Raw genomic sequence first — 17,345 nt, 5'->3', positions numbered from 1 at the left:
GCTACTGCCCCATGGCGTGCACGCCCCCGTCGACGTGGACGATCTCGCCCGTTGTGGCGGGGAACCAGTCGGAGAGCAGCGCCGCGCACGCCTGCGCAGCCGGCACCGGGTCGTTGACGTCCCAGCCGAGCGGCGCCCGCTCATCCCACACCTGCTCGAACTGCTCGAAACCCGGGATCGACTTGGCCGCCGTGGTGCGGATCGGCCCGGCAGCCACGAGGTTGCACCGGACACGCTTGGGGCCGAGGTCCCGGGCCAGGTAGCGGTTGGTCGACTCGAACGCCGCCTTCGCCACGCCCATCCAGTCGTACACCGGCCAGGCGAACTTCGCGTCGAAGGTGAGGCCGACGACGCTTCCGCCGTTCGACATGAGCGGGAGCGCCGCCACCGACAGCGACTTGAGGCTGTAGGCGGAGATCTGGAGCGCCGTGGACACGTCCTCCCACGAACCCTCCAGGAAGTTGAAGGCGCCCTGGGGCGCGAAACCGATGGAGTGCAGCACGCCGTCGAGGTGGTCGATGTGTTCGCCGAGTCGATCGGCCAGCGAGTCGAGGTCGCCCTGGTTCGCGACGTCGAGCTCGATCACCTCGGGCGCCGTGGGCAGCCGCTTGGCGATGGTCCGGGTGATCTTCATCGTCCGTCCGAAGGAGGTCAGGACGACCTCCGCGCCCTGTTCCTGGGCGATCTTCGCGACGTGGAACGCGATGGAGCTGTCCATCAGGACTCCGGTGACGAGGAGCTTCTTGCCTTCGAGGATTCCCATGTCTTCTCGTGACTTTCTCGTGTGGGAGGCGGCGTGCGAGCGAAAGCGGGCTGAGCGGCATACGGCAAAACGCTCGTGCCGTATGCCGCTGAGCTGGGTCAGTGCCCCATGCCGAGTCCTCCGTCGACGGGGATGACGGCGCCGGTGATGTAGGCGGCGGCGTCGCTGGCGACGAAGCGGACGACGGACGCGACCTCCTCGGGCGTGGCGAAGCGGCCGGCGGGGATGCTCGCGAGGTAGGCCTTGCGCTGATCCTCCGGCAGGACGGCGGTCATCTCGGTGTCGATGAACCCGGGTGCGACGACATTGGCCGTGATGCCGCGGCCGCCGAGCTCCCGGGTGATCGAGCGAGCGAGTCCGACGAGGCCCGACTTGGAGGCGGCGTAGTTCGTCTGGCCCGGTGACCCGTAGAGCCCGACGACACTCGAGATGAGAATGATGCGGCCCCTACGCTTGCGGATCATTCCCGTGGCGGCGCGGCGGGCGCAGCGGAAGGCACCGGCGAGGTTCGTGTCGATGACCGTGTCGAAGTCCTCGTCGCTCATCCGCATGAGCAGCGTGTCACGAGTGACGCCCGCATTGGCCACGAGGACCTCGACCGGGCCGCCGAAGATCTCCTCCGCCGCCGTGAACGCCTGGTCGACCGAGGCGGTGTCCGTCACCTCGCAGATGACCCCTTGCAGGCCCTCTGGTGGCACTCCGGACCGGTGCGTGATGACGACGTTGTCGCCGGCGGCCTCGAAGGCACGGGCGATGGCGAGGCCGATGCCTCGGTTGCCTCCCGTCACGAGCACGTTGCGCGGCTCCGTGTCTGCCACCTGGTCTCTCCTTCGCCTTGGACGATCCATCATTCGACGCGGCCGGTTCCAGCGCCGCGGGGTCAGCCCGAACCTAGTGGACTACCGATGGGTAGGCCGAAGCTGCTCGGGGGCGCCCGGATCATCCGCTCGCACCGGGCTTATGGTGGATGGGTGGCAGAAGGCAAGCAGCGACCCGTGGTGCACACCGTCACCTCGGCGCAGACCTCGCCCGCTGACGACCAGGCCCAGCGCATCCGGCGGTATCTGACGATGATGGGCATCCGCGTCGCGTGCTTCGGCCTTGTCTTCGTGCTCCATGGCTGGCTGCGCTGGGTGGCGATCATCGGCGCGGTCGTGCTGCCGTACTTCGCCGTCGTCACTGCCAACGCCGTGCGACCGAGCCAGTCAGGGACGATTCAGCCGGTGACTCCCCAGGCGGACCGCAACCGGCTCGAGCAGTGACGGAGCCGCTCACCGGTCCGGTTCCGAGGACCGAGGACCACGTGTGCAGCGCGAAGGGCTGCCGCGCCTCGGCGACCCACGCCGTCGTCTGGCGCAACCCGAAGCTGCATGTCGAAGGGCGGCGCAAGGTCTGGCTCGCCTGCGACGAGCACCAACAGTCACTGGCGGACTTCGTCGGGCTGCGTGGTTTCCTCATCGAGGTGATACCCGTGGGCGAACTGACCGACGCGGACGGCTGACGCCGGCAGAGCGGGACCACGGTTCCGCAGCTGGCGGGCCAGGTCCCGCGAACCCCGCCAGACCGGGACCTGGGTCCGCAACCGGCGGGACCAGCCCTCGGATCTCGGGTCAGCCGCCGATCGCCGACATGGGACGGTCCGGCTGCACGAAGTCCGGCGCACCGATCCCGTGCCCACGGCGCTTGCGCCACATCTCGCCGCGCATCAGGTCGAGCAGCTCGTCGTCGGTGGCGCCCTCGCGCATGGGGGTGCGCAGGTCGGTCTCCGTGCGGGAGAAGAGGCAGTTGCGCACCTGGCCGTCGGCGGTCAGCCGGGTCCGGTCGCAGGCGGCACAGAAGGGCGCGGTCACGCTCGCGATGATGCCCACCGTCTCTGGGCCACCGTCCACGAGGAAACGCTCGGCCGGCGCGCTCCCCCGCTCCTCCGCGGGCAGCGCCGTCAGGGTGAAGCGCTCGGACAGCCGTGCCCGGATCTCGTCCGCGGTCACCATGTCGCGGCGGTCCCACGCGTGCTGGGCATCGAGCGGCATCTGCTCGATGAAGCGCAGCTCGTAGCCGCGGTCGAGACACCACTGGAGGACGTCCGCGACGCTGTCGTCGTTGACGCCGCGCATGGCGACGGCGTTGACCTTGACGGGGGTGAGGCCGGCACCCGCGGCGGCCTTGAGGCCGAGCTCCACGTCGGCGATCCGGTCCCTGCGAGTGAGACGGGTGAAGGTCTCCGAGTCGATCGTGTCGAGGCTGACGTTGACTCGGTCCAAACCCGCGCTGGCCAGGCCCTGGGCGACGCGCTCGAGGCCCACGCCGTTCGTCGTCATGGCGATCCGGGGGCGGGGGTCAAGCCCGGCGATGCCGGCCACGAGCTCGACGAGGGACCTGCGCAGCAAGGGCTCCCCGCCGGTCAGGCGCACCTGCGTGACGCCGTCCCGGACGAACAGCCGGATGAGCCGGAGCATCTCCTCGTCGGTCAGCATCTCTGCCTTGGGCATCCACGGCAGGCCCTCGGCGGGCATGCAGTAGGTGCAGCGCAGGTTGCAGCGGTCGGTCACCGAGACCCGTAGGTCTCGGGCCACCCGACCGAACTGGTCGACAAGACCCGTCTGCCCAGCCGGCCTGCTGATCGCGTCGGTGGGCCGGACGATGGGATCCGGAAGGCGCGTCATGACCACCACTCTAAGCCGGGTAGCGTCGTGGTGTGCTCCGGCTCTGGCTCACTCGACGATGGTTGCTCATGACCGTCGTCGCCATCCTCTTCGGCGTGGCGTGCTGGATGCTCGGCTCGTGGCAGTGGAGCCGACACGTCGAGAAGCGCATCAAGGTCACGGCGATCGAACAGAACTACGAAGCTGCTCCGGTGCCGATCGCTACCCTCCTCGGCCAAGCCGCCGATGGCGACGGGAGCCGGGCGGGGCTGACCGCCGAGGAGCAGTGGAGCCGGGTGATCCTGCACGGCTCCTACCGACCCGGTCCTGACCTCATGGTGCGCAACCGCACCGAGGACCAGACGGTCGGCTTTGAGGTCCTCACACCGTTCACCACGGGGGGCCTGACCATTCTCGTCGACCGGGGATGGGTGCCCAATGCCCGTGATGCCGAGAACACGCCCTCGGCCGACCCTCCCCCATCGGGCCAGGTCGAGGTGGTCGGCTGGCTCCGAAGCGGTGAGCCCGATCTCGGCCGCGACCTACCGGCCCCCCAGCTCGCAAGCATCAGCATCTCGGACGCGCGGGCGCGTGCTCCCGAGCTGAGCGATGTTGACGCCTACGTCGTGCTCGGCTCCCAGACGCCGAGCGCGCCAGCGGGTGGCCACCCCGTTGCCCCGCTTCCGCGCCCCGACGAAGGGCTTGGCCCGCATCAGGCGTACGCCATCCAGTGGTGGCTGACGATGCCAGCGGGCCTCGTCTTCGTGTGGTTCGCGATCCGTCGTCAGGTGGTCCAATCGGCCGAGGGCTCGCGGGAGGAGGTCCCCGTGAAGCCGAAGAAGGTCCGGATCTGGGACGAGGAGGACGCCTGACCGCACCCCTTCGACGACGCCGGCCGAATGGTCGTCTGCCTCAGGAGTTCTCGGGACCGCGTGCGGCGAGGATCTGCTCGCGCAGGATGTCCGCGTGTCCGCAGTGCTGCGCCAGCTCCCGGATCATGTGGAGGTAGACCCAGCGGAGCGGCAGCGGGCCGCGGCGGTTCCCGGTGACGATGTCCTCCAGCCCCAGTCCGGTCGTGGCTTCGCGAGAGGCGGCGCAGGCGCGCTGGTGCGAGGCCCTGATGCTGTCGATCGTGTCCGCCGGGTCGAGGATGAACGACTCGTCCGGGCTCGCCGGAATCCCGATCTCCGACCGGGACCGCCTGGTGATCGCTTCGTCGAACCACACGCCCTCGACGAACGTCGCGTGCTTGACGAGCCCGAGCAGCGTCGTCCGTGATGGGACCAGCGAGCGCCGAGCCTCCTCCTCGGTCAGCCCGTCCACACACGCATTGAGGGCTGCGCGGTGGTCATCGAGGAACATCTCGAGCTGCGTCTTGATGGGCGCGTGGAACGCCTCCGGTGTGAGGCTGCGCGGGTCGGTTGCCACATCGGGGAGCATAGGCACCTGGGCTGGTCACGACAGCGGAGGGGCTGCGGGCAGCCCGACCGGCTCCGCTCCGAACGCTTCGGTCGACAGGCCGACGGCAGCTCGAGGGGAGTCTGCGAACTGCGTGGCGTGGAGCTGCGCGTACAGCCCCTCGGCGGCCAGTAGGTCGGCGTGTCGACCGGTCTCGACGATGCGGCCGTGATCGAGCACGACGATGAGGTCGGCCTGGCGGATCGTCGAGAGTCGGTGGGCGATGACGATCGAGGTCCGGCCGGTGAGCGCGGCATCGAGGGCGCGCTGCACGGCCACCTCGGACTCGGAGTCGAGATGCGCCGTCGCCTCGTCGAGGACGACGATGTCGGGCGCCTTGAGCAGCAGCCGAGCGATGGCCAGGCGCTGCTTCTCGCCCCCACTGAGGCGGTGGCCGCGGTCTCCGACCACGGTGTCGAGTCCCTCGGGCAGATCGTCGACGAGGTCACTGATCTGTGCCGCCCGCAGCGCCGCGGCCATCTCCGCCTCGGTGGCATCGGGGCGGGCGTAGAGCAGGTTGGCCCGGATCGTGTCATGGAACAGGTGGGCCTCTTGCGTGACGACGCCGAGCCGGTCGCGCAGCGAGGACAGGGTCACGTCGCGCAGGTCGAGCCCACCGATGCGAACGGCCCCTGAGGTCGGGTCGTAGAGGCGGCCGACCAGTGAGGTCAACGTCGTCTTGCCCGCACCGGAGGGGCCGACGAGGGCCACGAGCTGGCCCGGTTCAACGGTGACGCTGACCCCATGCAGCACCTCTCCACCAGCGCGGCGATCGCCACTTGCGGTCGCCTCGAGCGAGGCGAGCGACACCTCATCAGCCGAGGGATAGCGGAACGACACGCCGTCGAGCTCGACACCCAGTGGTTCCTCGGGCAGCGGCACTGCACCTGGGCGCTCGTCGACGAGCGGTTTGAGGTCGAGCACCTCGAAGACGCGCTCGAACGAGATCAGCGCCGTCATGATGTCGACCCGGACGTTGGACAACGAGGTCAGAGGCCCGTACAGGCGGGCCAGCAGGGCGGCCAGGGCGAGGAGTGTTCCGACGGTGAGCGTCCCGTTGACGGCCATGACGCCGCCGAACCCGTAGACCATGGCGGTCGCCATCGCAGCGACGAGAGTCAGCGCCGCCATGAAGACGGTGCGGTTGATGGCGATCTGGACGCCGATGTCGCGGACGCGGGCGGCCCGCTCGTCGTACTCCGACTCCTCCCGCTTCGGGTCCCCGAAGAGCTTCACCAGGAGCGCGCCCGCCACATTGAAGCGCTCGGTCATCCGGGTGCCCATGTCGGCGTTGAGCGACATCTGGCGAGAAGCCAGCTCCGCGAGTCGTCGGCCCATGAGTTTGGCGGGGAAGAGGAAGAGTGGAACCAGGAGGAGCGACCCCAGGGTCAGCTGCCAGGACAGCGCGAGCATGGCGCCGACGACCAGCACGACCGACACGATGTTGCTGACGACGTTGGACAGGACCGATGTGAAGGCCTGCTGCGCACCGATCACGTCGTTGTTGAGTCGTGACACCAGCGAGCCGGTTTGGGCCCGCGTGAAGAACGCGATGGGTTGGCGCAGGACGTGGGCGAAGACCTCGGTGCGCAGGTCCTTGATGAGACCCTCACCGATCTGCGCCGAGAACCAGCGCTGGACGGTGGTGAGCAACGCGTCGAGCAGGGCGATCCCACCGACGACGAGGGACAGCCGGACCACGACGCTGGCGTCCTTCGGGATGACACCGTTGTCAACGATCGCCTTGAGCAGGAGCGGCACGGTGACGACGAGGACTGAGTCGACGATGACGACGCAAAGGAACGCGATGATCGACGAGCGATACGGAGCCGCATAGGACAGCACCCGGCGGCGAGTGCCAGGGGCGAGGGTGCGCTCGGTCACGCTGCGATCGCGCGACATCGACCGCATCATCATCCACGGCTGCATCCCCAAGGCGGGCCCTCCTTCGTCCTCCGATCAAACCGCATGCCGGGGACAACGATTCCCGCCCGTCTGCCTCTCAGGCCGCCGAGCGGACCGGGCGCACGGCTCTGAGGACGCCCCATCCGGACACCGAAGCCGGCTGCACCAGCTCGACGCGCAGCACCCGCAGGCAGTCGAGGCATGACCACGCGTGCAGCGGGTCCGGCCACGGAGTCAGGTCGTCCCCACCGCAGTACGGGCAGGTGAGGCGGTGCGTCGGCATGCGATCCAGTGTCCTGAGTCGACCGTCGACCTGCAATAACTTGTCATTATGTGGACGATAATTGGTTCTTACTCGGTGCGTGCCTGGGCAGGGATCGGACCGAAGAACCTCAGCCTGCTCAGGCCAGGGCGATGAGGTCCTTGTAGTCCGGTCCCCAGAGGTCCTCGACACCGTCGGGAAGGAGCAGGATGCGCTCCGGCTGAAGGGCATCGACCGCACCCTCGTCGTGCGTCACGAGGACGACCGCCCCCTCGTAGGTCGACAGGGCGCCCAGGATCTCGGCACGGGACGCCGGGTCCAGGTTGTTCGTCGGCTCGTCGAGCAGCAGCACGTTCGCTGACGAGACGACCAGCAGCGCGAGGGACAGCCGCGTCTTCTCTCCGCCGGAGAGCACCTTGGCCGGCTTCTCGACGTCGTCGCCGGAGAAGAGGAAGGAGCCGAGCACCTTGCGCACGTCGGTCTCCCCGAGCTGTGGCGCGGCCGACTTCATGTTCTCGAGGACGGTTCGGTCGAGGTCGAGGTTCTCGTGCTCCTGCGCGTAGTAGCCGAGCTTGAGCCCGTGCCCCGGCTCCACCTGCCCCGTGTCGGGATCGTCGATGCCGGCGAGCATCCGGAGCAGCGTCGTCTTTCCCGCACCGTTGAGGCCGAGGACGACCACCTTGCTGCCCCGGTCGATCGCCAGCTCGACGTCGGTGAAGACCTCGAGCGAGCCGTAGGACCGCGACAGCCCGGACGCTCGCAGCGGCGTCTTGCCACATGGCGCCGGCTTCGGGAAGCGCAGCTTGGCCACCTTGTCCTGCGCCCGCTCCCCTTCGACCCCGGCCAGCAGCCGCTCGGCCCGCTTCGCCATGTTCTGGGCCGCGGTCGCCTTGGTCGCCTTGGCCCGCATCTTGTCCGCCTGCGCGAGCAGGGCACTCGCCTTCTTCTGCGCGTTGGCGAGCTCACGCTTTCGCCGGCGTTCGTCGGTCTCTCGCTGTTGGAGGTAGGTCTTCCAGCCCATGTTGTAGACGTCGAGAGCGGACCGGTTCGCGTCCAGGTGATAGACCTTGTTGACGACCTCATCGAGCATCTCGACGTCGTGGCTGATGACGACGAGCCCACCCTTGTAGCCGCGCAGGTACTCGCGGAGCCACCCGATGGAGTCCGCGTCGAGGTGGTTGGTCGGCTCGTCGAGAAGCAGCGTCTCATTGCCGGAGAAGAGGATTCGCGACAGTTCCACCCTTCGGCGCTGGCCGCCGGAAAGGGTCCGCAGTGGCTGCGTCAGGATTCGCTCCTCGAGTCCGAGCGCACCCGCGATGGCCGCGGCCTCAGACTCTGCGGCATAGCCCCCAGCTGCCTCGAAGTCGACCTCGAGCCGCGCGTACTGCGCCATGGCCTTGTTCCGCACCGTCTCGTCCCCGCTCGCCATCCGCTCCTCGGCACGCGCCCGGCGACGCATGATCTCGTCCAGGCCACGGGCAGACAGGATGCGGTCCCGGGCCAGGATCTCGAGGTCGCCTGTCCGTGGGTCCTGGGGCAGATAGCCGACGGCCCCCGTCCGTGTGACCGTCCCGGCGGCTGGCTGCCCCTCCCCCGCCAGGACCTTGGTCAACGTCGTCTTGCCAGCGCCGTTGCGGCCCACGAGACCGATGCGGTCCCCGGCGTCGATGCGGAAGCTCGCGTCCTCCAGCAGCAGCCGCGCTCCGGCGCGCAACTCGATCCCGGTGGCGACGATCACGGCAGGTTCCTTCCTCTTGCCGCACTCGTCAGCGGCCTGGCTACCTCACCATTCTGCCAGCGTCGGCAGCGTGCTCTCGACCGAGAAGATGGCGTAGCCGGTCAGGGCGACTCGTCGTTGAGGAACCAGCGGTGGCCGAACGGATCGCGCAGCACGGCGACTCGCCCCTCGCCCGCGTCCTCGGTCTGCAGGTGCACCGCCACCGCAGCACCGCTGGCAAAGCCTGGGCGTAGAAGTCGAGGGCGGCCCTGGTGTCGGCGACACAGCTGGACGGAGTCTGCTTCGCCATCCCTTGACGGTAGCGTGATGCCCCGTGAGTCAGCCTGCCAGCGCCCCCATCTCCATCCGGGACATCACCGACGAGGAGCATCGGCGGTGGCTCCGTGATCAGCCATCGGCGAGCTTCCTGCAGACGCCCGCCTGGGGTCAGGTGAAGACGGACTGGCGTGCCGAGTCGGTGGGTTGGTTCGACGGCGATGTCATGGTGGGCGCAGCGCTCGTCCTGCATCGCAGCCTGCCCAGGATCGGCCGGTCCCTCGCCTACATCCCGGAGGGGCCGTGCATCGACTGGGGCTCCCCGCGTCTGGTCGAGTTGCTCAAGGTCCTGCGCGACCACCTCAAGGCCAACGGCGCCTTCGCACTGCGCCTTGGCCCTCCTGTCCAGACCCACCGATGGCAGGCACCCACGATCAAGGCGGCGATCGCCGACCCTGCGACGAGGCGTTACGACGAAGCCACACCCGACGTTGTGGAGCCGCTCGGCACGACCGTTGTGGCGACCCTGCGGCGCCTGGGTTTTCGGCACCTCGCGGCGGACGACGGCTTCCTGGCGGGGCAACCCGAGTACGTCTTCCAGATCCCGCTCGCCGATAGGACCGAGGCGGACCTCCTCTCCGGGATGAACCAGTTGTGGCGCCGGAACATCAAGAAGACCGAGAGGAACGGCGTCGTCGTCCGCGTGGGGGACGCCTCCGACCTGACGACCTTCCACCGGCTCTACCTCGAGACGGCAGAACGCGACAGCTTCACGCCGCGCGGGCTCGAGTACTTCGAGCGGATGTACCGCGTGATGTCGGCCGAGGACCCGGACCGGATCCACGTCTACCTGGCCGAGCACGGGGATGACGTCCTTGCCGCGACAATCTATATCCGGGTCGGCCAGCACGCGTGGTACTCGTATGGCGCCTCGACGGCAGCCAAGCGAGAGCTGCAGGGGTCGACGGCCATCCAGTGGCGGATGATGCGCGACGCCCTCGCAGCCGGCGCGACGGTCTACGACCTGCGTGGCATCACGAACACGGTGGCGGAGGACAATCCGCACATCGGGCTGATCCGGTTCAAGGTCGGGACGGGCGGCGAGGCAGTCCGCCTCGCCGGTGAGTGGGACCTGCCGCTCAACCGAGCGCTCTACACCGCGTTCTCGCTCTACCTGAAGGTGCGGTGACGTCATGAGCCTGACCCTTCATGTCGACGGTGCCAGGTGGCGCGCCGCCCAGGATGCGGCGCTCGCCGCGAACCCGAGCCTCGTCCCCGTCATCAAGGGCAACGGCTACGGATTCGGCCAGGACCTGCTCTGCGCAGAGGCGGGCCGCCTGGGGGTGTCGCTCATCGCGGTGGGGACCTACGCGGAGGTTCCGGGGGCACTCGCGACGTTCGCCCGTGACGTCCTGGTCATGGAGCCGTTCCGCGGCTCCGTCGACTCCGCCCTTCCCGACCTCGGAAACCCCCGACTCGTGCACACCATCACGGCTCGAGAGGACCTGGATGTGCTCCGCACGGCCCACCCCGGGGCGCGCGTCGTCGTCGAGGGGCTCACCTCGATGAGCCGGTTCGGGGCACCGGTCGAGAGGGTCGGCGACCTGATGGCGGCGGGCTACGGCGAGGGCGTCGCCCTCCACCTGCCGCTGGGCTCCGGACACATCGGTGAGATCAGCCGTTTCGTCGAGGCAGTCGGCGGGATCCGTCCCTTCTTCGTGTCCCACACGACCCCGGACGAGGTGGCCGAGCTGCGAAGACGCTTCCCCGAGCACCGCTTCTCGGCCCGCGTGGGGACCGACCTGTGGCTCGCGGATCGGTCCGCCTACGAGATACGCGCACACGTCCTGGACGTGCGGCCCTTGGCACGGGGCGACCGCGTCGGCTACCGGCAGCGCCCCCAGCCGGCCGGGCACCTCGTCGTCGTCAGTGGGGGGACCTCACACGGGGTGGCCATGGAGTCTCCTGCATCGGCGGCCACGGCGCGCAGCCGGGCGATCGCCGTCGCCGAGGGGCTGCTCGAGGCCGCCCACCGGGTCCGCTCCCCCTTCACCATCAGCGGAACCATGCCGCGCTTCGCCGAGCCGCCGCACATGCAGTGCAGCCTCCTCGTGCTTCCCGCGGGGGTACCGCCCCCATCCATCGGTGACACCGTCCAGGTGCGGATGCGGCTGACCACTGCCTACCCGGACGCCGTGGTCATCGACTGAGTGACGAGATGTCGGCGGGCACCTGATCGCCAAACGGCGACCGTCGACAATCGGTCAGTTGGCACCACCGTGGGTATGGGCTGCCGGACTAGGGTTCGTGATAGCGATTGCCGGGACTTTCCCGGCGCGGAGGCCGTCAGGAGCATGACATGAGCTTCAACGAGAACGCCCAGCTCGACACCTCGCAGGTGCAGAGCGGCGGGAGCGGCGGCATGGGGCGCGGCGGAGGCGGGGGCAACTTCCCCGGCGGCATCCAGATCGGCGGCGGCATCGGCGGCCTCATCCTCCTCGTCCTCATGCTCATCTTCGGAGGCGGCAGCATCCTCGGGGGCGACTCGGGCGGCGGCAGCGCCGGTGGACTCCCCTCGCAGCAGCTCGAGCCACAGCAGGTCTCCGCTGGCGGCCAGGTGCAGCAGTCCGAGTTCTCCCAGTGCAAGTCGGGAGCGGACGCGAACAAGGACGACGTCTGTCTCATCATCGCCACGGTGAACAGCGCCAACGACTACTGGAGCAAGACCCTGCCCAAGTACCAGATGAACTACGAGCTGGCCAAGACGGTCATCTACGAGGGACAGACGCAGTCTGGCTGTGGCACCGCGAACGCCCAGGTCGGCCCCTTCTACTGTCCACTCGACTCGAAGGTCTACGTCGACGCCAGCTTCTTCCAGGAACTGGAGAGCAAGTACGGCGCGAGCGGGGGGCAGCTCGCCAAGGAGTACGTCATCGCCCACGAGTATGGTCACCACGTCCAGAACCTGCTCGGCGTCCTCAACCGCGCCCAGCAGGACCCTCAGGGGCCGAACTCCGGCGCGGTGCGGATCGAGCTCATGGCCGACTGCCTCGCCGGCACGTGGGTCAAGCACGCGACGGAGACGACCGATGCGGGTGGCACGCCGTTGCTGCAGCCCATCACCCAGCAGGACATCAAGGACGCACTCTCGGCCGCTGCTGCGGTCGGTGACGACCGGATCCAGGAGAAGGTGCAGGGGCGCGTCACCCCGGAGACGTGGACCCATGGATCGGCCGAGGCCCGAATGAGTTGGTTCAACCAGGGCTACGAGACCGGTGACATCAACCAGTGCAACACCTTCGGCGTCGAGCGGGTCAGCTGAACCCCCTGATCCGGCAGCGGCCGAGCGTCAGGCCTCGGTGAGCGTGATCCGGTAGGCCCGGCCCCGGCGCAGGGCGGTTTCCAGCACGTCGCGCCTCGGGTCCGGGAGGTCGTAGAGCTCGCGCATCGGCAGGCCGCGAAGCGCGCGCAGCGCTGGTGCCTCGAGCACCTCACGCACGAGTGCCCGGTCGCCCCCGACGACGAGGCCCCTCGGCAAACCCTCGGCGTCCCGTCCCGGTGACTCGTCGTCGGCCAGCAGGATGCGTCGCGCGTGCCGGACCACCGCGTCGACGAGCTCGTCGGCCTGCTTGTCGCGACGACGGGCGAACCGCTGCTGCGACCAGCCTCCCGCCGCCGTACGCGACTGCACCCGCCGGGACCCGACCTTCGCGGCAGTCAGCGTGCCGGCCAGGGCGAGCCCAGCGGCATACCCACCCCGTCTGACGAGGACGAGTCCGAGGGGGTCGTGGGCGAAAGGCGTTGCCACCACGCAGGCGCCGTCCGCCGCTCGCGCCCGGACGACCACGCCATCCGCGGTGTCGTCGCGCGTCGACTCGACGGGACCGTGCCGATCTGCGAACCCTGCGAGCCACCGGTCGAGCCGTTCGGGGTCGACCTCGATGACGCGCGAGCCCACGTCAGCCGGCGGTGGTCACAGGTTGAAGCCGAGCGCGCGCAGCTGCTCGCGGCCGTCCTCGGTGATCTTGTCGGGGCCCCAGGGCGGCATCCAGACCCAGTTGATCCGGTGGGACGCGACGAGCCCCTCGAGGGCCTGTGCGGTCTGGTCCTCGATGACATCCGTCAGCGGGCAGGCTGCCGAGGTCAGGGTCATGTCGATGACCGCGTGCGACTGCGTGTCCACGGTGATCCCGTAGACGAGGCCGAGGTCGACGACGTTGATACCGAGCTCGGGGTCGACGACGTCACGCATGGCCTCTTCGACGTCCGCGACGTTGGCAGGGGTGGTCTGGGTGGTCATGACTTCGCTCCCGTGGGCTGTGCTGTCGTTGGCTGGACTGTCGTTGGCTCTGCTGTCGTGGACTGTGCGCGGGCGGCGGTGGCGGCGCGGCTGATGTCCTGGCCCGAGCGGGCCAGCGCGTCGGTGAGGGCCGTCCAGCCGAGCAGCGCGCACTTCACCCGGGCCGGGTACTTCGCGACGCCGGCAAACGCGACGCCGTCACCGATGACCTCCTCGTCGCCCGCGACCGTGCCCTTCGAGGTGAGCATCTCCCGCATGGCCTCGAAGGTGGACAGGGCCTCGGACACCGGACGGCCGATGACCTCGTCCGCGAGAACTGACGACGAGGCGATCGAGATCGAGCAGCCCTTGGCGTCGTAGGAGACGTCTCGGACGACGGGGTCTGCGTCGTCACCGGCGACGGAGACCCTGAGGGTGACCTCGTCGCCACACGTGGGGTTGATGTGGTGCACCTCGGCGGAGTAGGGCTCACGCAGACCCGCGTGGTGCGGCCGCTTCGAGTGCTCGAGGATGAGTTCCTGGTAGAGGTCCATCTCAGCTCGCTCTCGCCGGGTTGCTCACGTCGAGCCCGAAGATGGCCGGCACGCGGTCGAGCGCCGCGAGCAGGGCGGCGACCTCGTCGCGGGTGTTGTGGACGGCGAACGACGCCCGGGTGGTCGCCGCCGCGTCGAGTGCACGGTGCAGCGGCCAGGCGCAGTGATGCCCGACCCGCACGGCGACACCGGCGTCGTCGAGCACCTGGCCCACATCGTGGGCGTGCACGCCGTCGACGACGAAGGCCACGGCACCCCCGCGTGGGGTGCCGCGCCGCGGGCCGACGACGCGGACCCACGGGCGCTCGGCGAGTCCGGCCAGCAGGCTGTCGACGAGCATGGCCTCGTGGTCGCGGATGCGCCGGATGCCGATCTGCTCGATCCAGCGGACGGCAGCAGCGAGACCGATCGCCTGGGCGGCGTTGGGCACGCCGGCCTCGAACTTCTGCGGCGGGGGCGCCCACGTCGACCGTTCCATCGTCACGAGCTCGATCATCGACCCCCCGGTGAGGAAGGGTGGCATGACCTCGAGCAGCTCGGCCCGACCCCAGAGGACGCCGATGCCCATGGGCCCGTACATCTTGTGGCCGCTGAAGGCGATGAAGTCGGCGCCCAAGCTGGTCACGTCGACCGGCAGATGAGGCACCGACTGGCAGGCGTCGACGACGACGAGCGCGCCGAGGGCATGGGCGCGCTCGGCCAGCTCGGTCACCGGGTTGATGGTGCCGAGCACGTTGGAGACATGGGTGACGGCGAAGACCTTGGTGCGCTCGGTGAGCAGGTAGGCGAGGCCGGTCAGGTCGAGTGCCCCGTCGGCGCCCACCGGGATCCAGCGCAGCGTGGCTCCCGTCCGGCGGGCCAGCTCCTGCCACGGCACGAGGTTGGCGTGGTGCTCCATCTCGGTGACCAGGATCTCGTCGCCCGGGCCGAGCACGAAGCGGTCGTCCTTCGGGTCATCCGTCGGGCCGACGTTCGAGAAGGCGTAGGCGACGAGATTGATCGCCTCGGTCGCGTTCTTGGTGAAGACGACCTCGTCCGAGGGTGCCCCGATGAAGCCCGCGATCGTGGCCCGTGCGGCTTCGTACTCGTTCGTCGCCTCCTCGGCGAGCTGGTGGGCGCCGCGGTGGACAGCCGCGTTGTGCTGCTCGTAGAACGCCCGCTCGGCGTCGAGGACCGGCGTCGGCTTGTGTGACGTGGCACCGGAGTCGAGATAGACGAGCGGCCTGGCGTCCCGCACCGTGCGCGACAGGATGGGGAAGTCGCGGCGGATGGCTGCGAGCTCCTCGTCCGTGAAGGCGTCGGCGTGCGACGTGGTGGCAGAACGCATCTCGGTCAATGTCCTCTCGGGTGTCCTCTCACGTGTCCTCGTAGGTGTCCCCTCGGGCCGCTCAGGCATCCGCGGCGGCCGCGGCCGGCGCGTATCGGTCGTAGCCCTCTTCCTCGAGGCGGTCAGCGAGCTCGGGGCCGCCCTCCTCGACGATCCGGCCGTCGACGAAGACGTGGACGTAGTCGGGCTTGATGTAGCGCAGGATGCGCGTGTAGTGCGTGATGAGCAGGACCCCGAGGTCGTTGGTCTCCCGGGCCCGGTTGACGCCCTCGGCGACCACCTTGAGTGCGTCGACGTCCAGTCCGGAGTCGGTCTCGTCGAGGATGGCCATCTTCGGCTTGAGCAGCTCCAGCTGGAGGATCTCGTGGCGCTTCTTCTCACCACCGGAGAACCCCTCGTTGACGTTCCGGTCGGCGAAGGACGGGTCCATGCGCAGGTCGGCCATGGCGCCCTTCATGTCCTTGACCCACGTGCGCAGCTTCGGTGCCTCACCGTCGACCGCGGTCTTGGCCGTCCGCAGGAAGTTGCTCACGGTGACGCCGGGGACCTCGACCGGGTACTGCATGGCGAGGAAGAGGCCGGCTCGGGCGCGCGCGTCCACGGACATGGCGAGGACGTCCTCGCCGTCGAGCGTCACGGTGCCACCGGTGACGGTGTACTTGGGGTGACCGGCCACGCTGTAGGCCAGGGTCGACTTGCCGGACCCGTTCGGACCCATGAGCGCGTGCGTCTCCCCCGACTTCACGGTCAGGTCGACCCCGCGCAGGATCTCCTTGGGGCCGTCCTCGGTGTGGACCGAGACGGTGAGTCCCTTGATCTCGAGCGTGCTCATCGTGGGTCAGTTCTCCTTGGTGCTGTCGGTGCTGCTGTCGGTTGGGCTGGGGTTCGCGCCACTGGTGGGCGCCGCGTAGGCGGTGGAGGCGAGCTCCTCCTCGATCGCCGCGGTGACCTCGTCACGCAGGTCCGTGAGCGGGATCTCACGGACGATGTCGGCGAAGAAGCCACGCACGACGAGCCGCTTGGCCTCGTCCTCGGGGATGCCCCGCGACTGGAGGTAGAACAGCTGCAGGTCGTCGAATCGTCCCGTCGCCGAGGCATGGCCGGCTCCCTCGATCTCGCCCGTCTCGATCTCGAGGTTGGGCACCGAGTCGGCCTGGCACCCGTCGGTCAGCACGAGGTTGCGGTTCTCCTCGTAGGTCTCGATGCCCTCGGCGACCTTGCGGATCAGCACGTTGCCGATCCAGACCGTGTGCGCGCCCTCGCCCTGGAGGGCGCCCTTGTAGGTGACGTGGCTCTTGGTCTTGGGAGCCGTGTGGTCGACGAACAGCCGGTGCTCGATGTGCTGGCCCGCATCGGCGAAGTAGAGGCCGAGCATCTCGACGTCGCCGCCGGGACCGGCGTACTCCGCGGTGGTGTCGTGGCGCACCAGGTCGCCGCCGAAGGTCACGTCGACGTGCTTGAACCGAGCGTCCCGGCCGACCTTCGCGTGACGGTGCCCCACGTGGACCGCGTCGTCGTCCCAGTCGTCGATGCTGACCACGGTCAGGTCGGCGCCGTCCCCGACCACGATCTCGACGTTGTCGGCCAGCGTGGCCGAACCCACGAAGCGGAGCACGATGGTGGCCCGGCTGTGGGCGCCCGCGGTGATCACGGCGTGGGTGGCCGTGGCGTGCTCGGTGTCGGTCCCGGTGAGGGTGACGATGACTGGGCGGTCGAGCTCGGCCTCGGCGGGGATGGTGACGGCGTACCGCTGTCCGGCCTCGTGCCACACCCGCGCGGCGATCCGGTCGGTCGGCACGAAGCCGCTCGAGCCGAGGACCGGGCTGCCCGCGTCGACCTTCTCGATCACCACGCCCTCGGGCGCGTCGTACTCGGCGCGGACCGCCGAGCCGTCGAGGGCGGCGTCCGCATGCACGCCGTGCAGCCGCTTGAGGGGCGTGAACCGCCAGATCTCCTCGCGACCGGTCGGCACCACGTGGTCGTCGACCTCGAACGACCCCTCGGGGTGCAGGTGGGACTCCACGCGCTCGAGCTCGAGCGCGTCGGCAACGGCTGTCACCAAGTTCTCTCTTTCCAGTACGGCGGGCGTGGTCTCGACAGGGCTCGACCGACGAGGGGCGGTCAGCCGACCGCACCCTCCATCTGCAGCTCGATGAGGCGGT

19 protein-coding genes are annotated in these 17,345 nt (G+C 69.2%); 6 read left to right on the top strand and 13 right to left on the bottom strand.

What is annotated here, in order from left to right; translation table 11 throughout:
• Position 1 precedes the first annotated feature (1 nt).
• Both fabI and ABF401_RS10385 read right to left on the bottom strand, forming a co-directional pair.
• A complete protein-coding gene (gene fabI, locus ABF401_RS10390; protein ID WP_353509482.1) occupies positions 2–763 on the bottom strand; it encodes an enoyl-ACP reductase FabI in 762 nt (253 codons plus the stop codon).
• 98 nt (positions 764–861) lie between these two features.
• Positions 862–1,611 carry a beta-ketoacyl-ACP reductase gene (locus ABF401_RS10385; RefSeq protein ID WP_502908219.1) on the bottom strand — a complete coding sequence of 250 codons (750 nt, stop codon included), beginning with the start codon at positions 1,609–1,611 and terminating at the stop codon, positions 862–864.
• Between the two features lie 123 nt (positions 1,612–1,734).
• Between ABF401_RS10385 and ABF401_RS10380 the strand changes: the two genes are divergently transcribed.
• Together ABF401_RS10380 and ABF401_RS10375 are read left to right on the top strand one after the other, a co-directional pair.
• The gene (locus tag ABF401_RS10380) at positions 1,735–2,025 is read left to right on the top strand and encodes a DUF3099 domain-containing protein (protein WP_353509480.1); all 291 of its coding nucleotides are present in this window, start codon (positions 1,735–1,737) and stop codon (positions 2,023–2,025) included.
• Positions 2,022–2,264 (top strand): hypothetical protein, encoded by a 243-nt coding sequence (locus ABF401_RS10375; protein ID WP_353509479.1) that lies wholly within the window; start codon positions 2,022–2,024, stop codon positions 2,262–2,264. The genes ABF401_RS10380 and ABF401_RS10375 overlap by 4 nt, the downstream gene beginning before the upstream one ends.
• 109 nt (positions 2,265–2,373) lie before the next feature.
• Here ABF401_RS10375 and moaA read toward each other — a convergent pair whose 3' ends face one another.
• A complete protein-coding gene (gene moaA, locus ABF401_RS10370; protein WP_353509478.1) occupies positions 2,374–3,426 on the bottom strand; it encodes a GTP 3',8-cyclase MoaA in 1,053 nt (350 codons plus the stop codon).
• Positions 3,427–3,458: 32 nt separating this feature from the next.
• Between moaA and ABF401_RS10365 the strand changes: the two genes are divergently transcribed.
• Positions 3,459–4,277, top strand: a complete 819-nt coding sequence (locus ABF401_RS10365) for an SURF1 family cytochrome oxidase biogenesis protein (RefSeq protein ID WP_502908218.1) — start codon at positions 3,459–3,461, stop codon at positions 4,275–4,277.
• Positions 4,278–4,317: 40 nt separating this feature from the next.
• On the opposite strand, the gene ABF401_RS10360 is transcribed toward ABF401_RS10365, so the two are convergent.
• The 4 genes from ABF401_RS10360 to ABF401_RS10345 form a co-directional block, all read right to left on the bottom strand.
• Positions 4,318–4,767 carry a DinB family protein gene (locus tag ABF401_RS10360; protein ID WP_353509504.1) on the bottom strand — a complete coding sequence of 150 codons (450 nt, stop codon included), beginning with the start codon at positions 4,765–4,767 and terminating at the stop codon, positions 4,318–4,320.
• 93 nt (positions 4,768–4,860) lie between these two features.
• The gene (locus ABF401_RS10355; RefSeq protein ID WP_353509476.1) at positions 4,861–6,765 is read right to left on the bottom strand and encodes an ABC transporter ATP-binding protein; all 1,905 of its coding nucleotides are present in this window, start codon (positions 6,763–6,765) and stop codon (positions 4,861–4,863) included.
• A 100-nt stretch (positions 6,766–6,865) separates the two neighbouring features.
• On the bottom strand, positions 6,866–7,051 hold the full coding sequence (locus ABF401_RS10350; protein ID WP_353509475.1) for a hypothetical protein: 186 nt from the start codon (positions 7,049–7,051) through the stop codon (positions 6,866–6,868).
• 118 nt (positions 7,052–7,169) lie between these two features.
• Positions 7,170–8,768 carry an ABC-F family ATP-binding cassette domain-containing protein gene (locus ABF401_RS10345; protein ID WP_353509474.1) on the bottom strand — a complete coding sequence of 533 codons (1,599 nt, stop codon included), beginning with the start codon at positions 8,766–8,768 and terminating at the stop codon, positions 7,170–7,172.
• Between the two features lie 313 nt (positions 8,769–9,081).
• On the opposite strand from ABF401_RS10345, the gene ABF401_RS10340 reads away from it, so the two are divergent.
• The 3 genes from ABF401_RS10340 (at position 9,082) to ypfJ (ending at position 12,345) form a co-directional block, all read left to right on the top strand.
• Positions 9,082–10,212: a lipid II:glycine glycyltransferase FemX gene (locus ABF401_RS10340; RefSeq protein WP_353509473.1), complete on the top strand. Its 1,131-nt coding sequence runs from the start codon at positions 9,082–9,084 to the stop codon at positions 10,210–10,212.
• Between the two features lie 4 nt (positions 10,213–10,216).
• Complete coding sequence (locus ABF401_RS10335; protein WP_353509472.1) at positions 10,217–11,233, top strand: alanine racemase; 1,017 nt, start codon at positions 10,217–10,219, stop codon at positions 11,231–11,233.
• A 149-nt stretch (positions 11,234–11,382) separates the two neighbouring features.
• Positions 11,383–12,345, top strand: a complete 963-nt coding sequence (ypfJ, locus tag ABF401_RS10330; protein ID WP_353509471.1) for a KPN_02809 family neutral zinc metallopeptidase — start codon at positions 11,383–11,385, stop codon at positions 12,343–12,345.
• Between the two features lie 27 nt (positions 12,346–12,372).
• Here ypfJ and ABF401_RS10325 read toward each other — a convergent pair whose 3' ends face one another.
• From ABF401_RS10325 to sufD, 6 genes are all read right to left on the bottom strand, one after another.
• The gene (locus tag ABF401_RS10325) at positions 12,373–12,981 is read right to left on the bottom strand and encodes an acVLRF1 family peptidyl-tRNA hydrolase (RefSeq protein WP_353509470.1); all 609 of its coding nucleotides are present in this window, start codon (positions 12,979–12,981) and stop codon (positions 12,373–12,375) included.
• A gap of 15 nt (positions 12,982–12,996) precedes the next feature.
• Positions 12,997–13,323, bottom strand: coding sequence for a metal-sulfur cluster assembly factor (locus ABF401_RS10320; RefSeq protein ID WP_324145173.1), 327 nt, complete (start codon positions 13,321–13,323; stop codon positions 12,997–12,999).
• Positions 13,320–13,856: a Fe-S cluster assembly sulfur transfer protein SufU gene (gene sufU / locus ABF401_RS10315; protein WP_353509469.1), complete on the bottom strand. Its 537-nt coding sequence runs from the start codon at positions 13,854–13,856 to the stop codon at positions 13,320–13,322. The genes ABF401_RS10320 and sufU overlap by 4 nt, the downstream gene beginning before the upstream one ends.
• 1 nt (position 13,857) lies before the next feature.
• Entirely contained in the window at positions 13,858–15,183 is a 1,326-nt protein-coding gene (locus ABF401_RS10310; protein ID WP_353509468.1) for an aminotransferase class V-fold PLP-dependent enzyme, read from the bottom strand.
• A gap of 61 nt (positions 15,184–15,244) precedes the next feature.
• The gene (gene sufC / locus ABF401_RS10305) at positions 15,245–16,015 is read right to left on the bottom strand and encodes a Fe-S cluster assembly ATPase SufC (protein ID WP_353509467.1); all 771 of its coding nucleotides are present in this window, start codon (positions 16,013–16,015) and stop codon (positions 15,245–15,247) included.
• A 6-nt stretch (positions 16,016–16,021) separates the two neighbouring features.
• On the bottom strand, positions 16,022–17,242 hold the full coding sequence (gene sufD, locus ABF401_RS10300) for a Fe-S cluster assembly protein SufD (RefSeq protein ID WP_353509466.1): 1,221 nt from the start codon (positions 17,240–17,242) through the stop codon (positions 16,022–16,024).
• Positions 17,243–17,345: the final 103 nt, after the last annotated feature.

It is taken from the genome of Intrasporangium sp., assembly GCF_040414665.1.
Classification (GTDB): Bacteria; Actinomycetota; Actinomycetes; order Actinomycetales; family Dermatophilaceae; genus Intrasporangium.
Note: the sequence above shows the minus strand (reverse complement) of the source record. Positions and strands in the feature narration are given on the sequence as shown.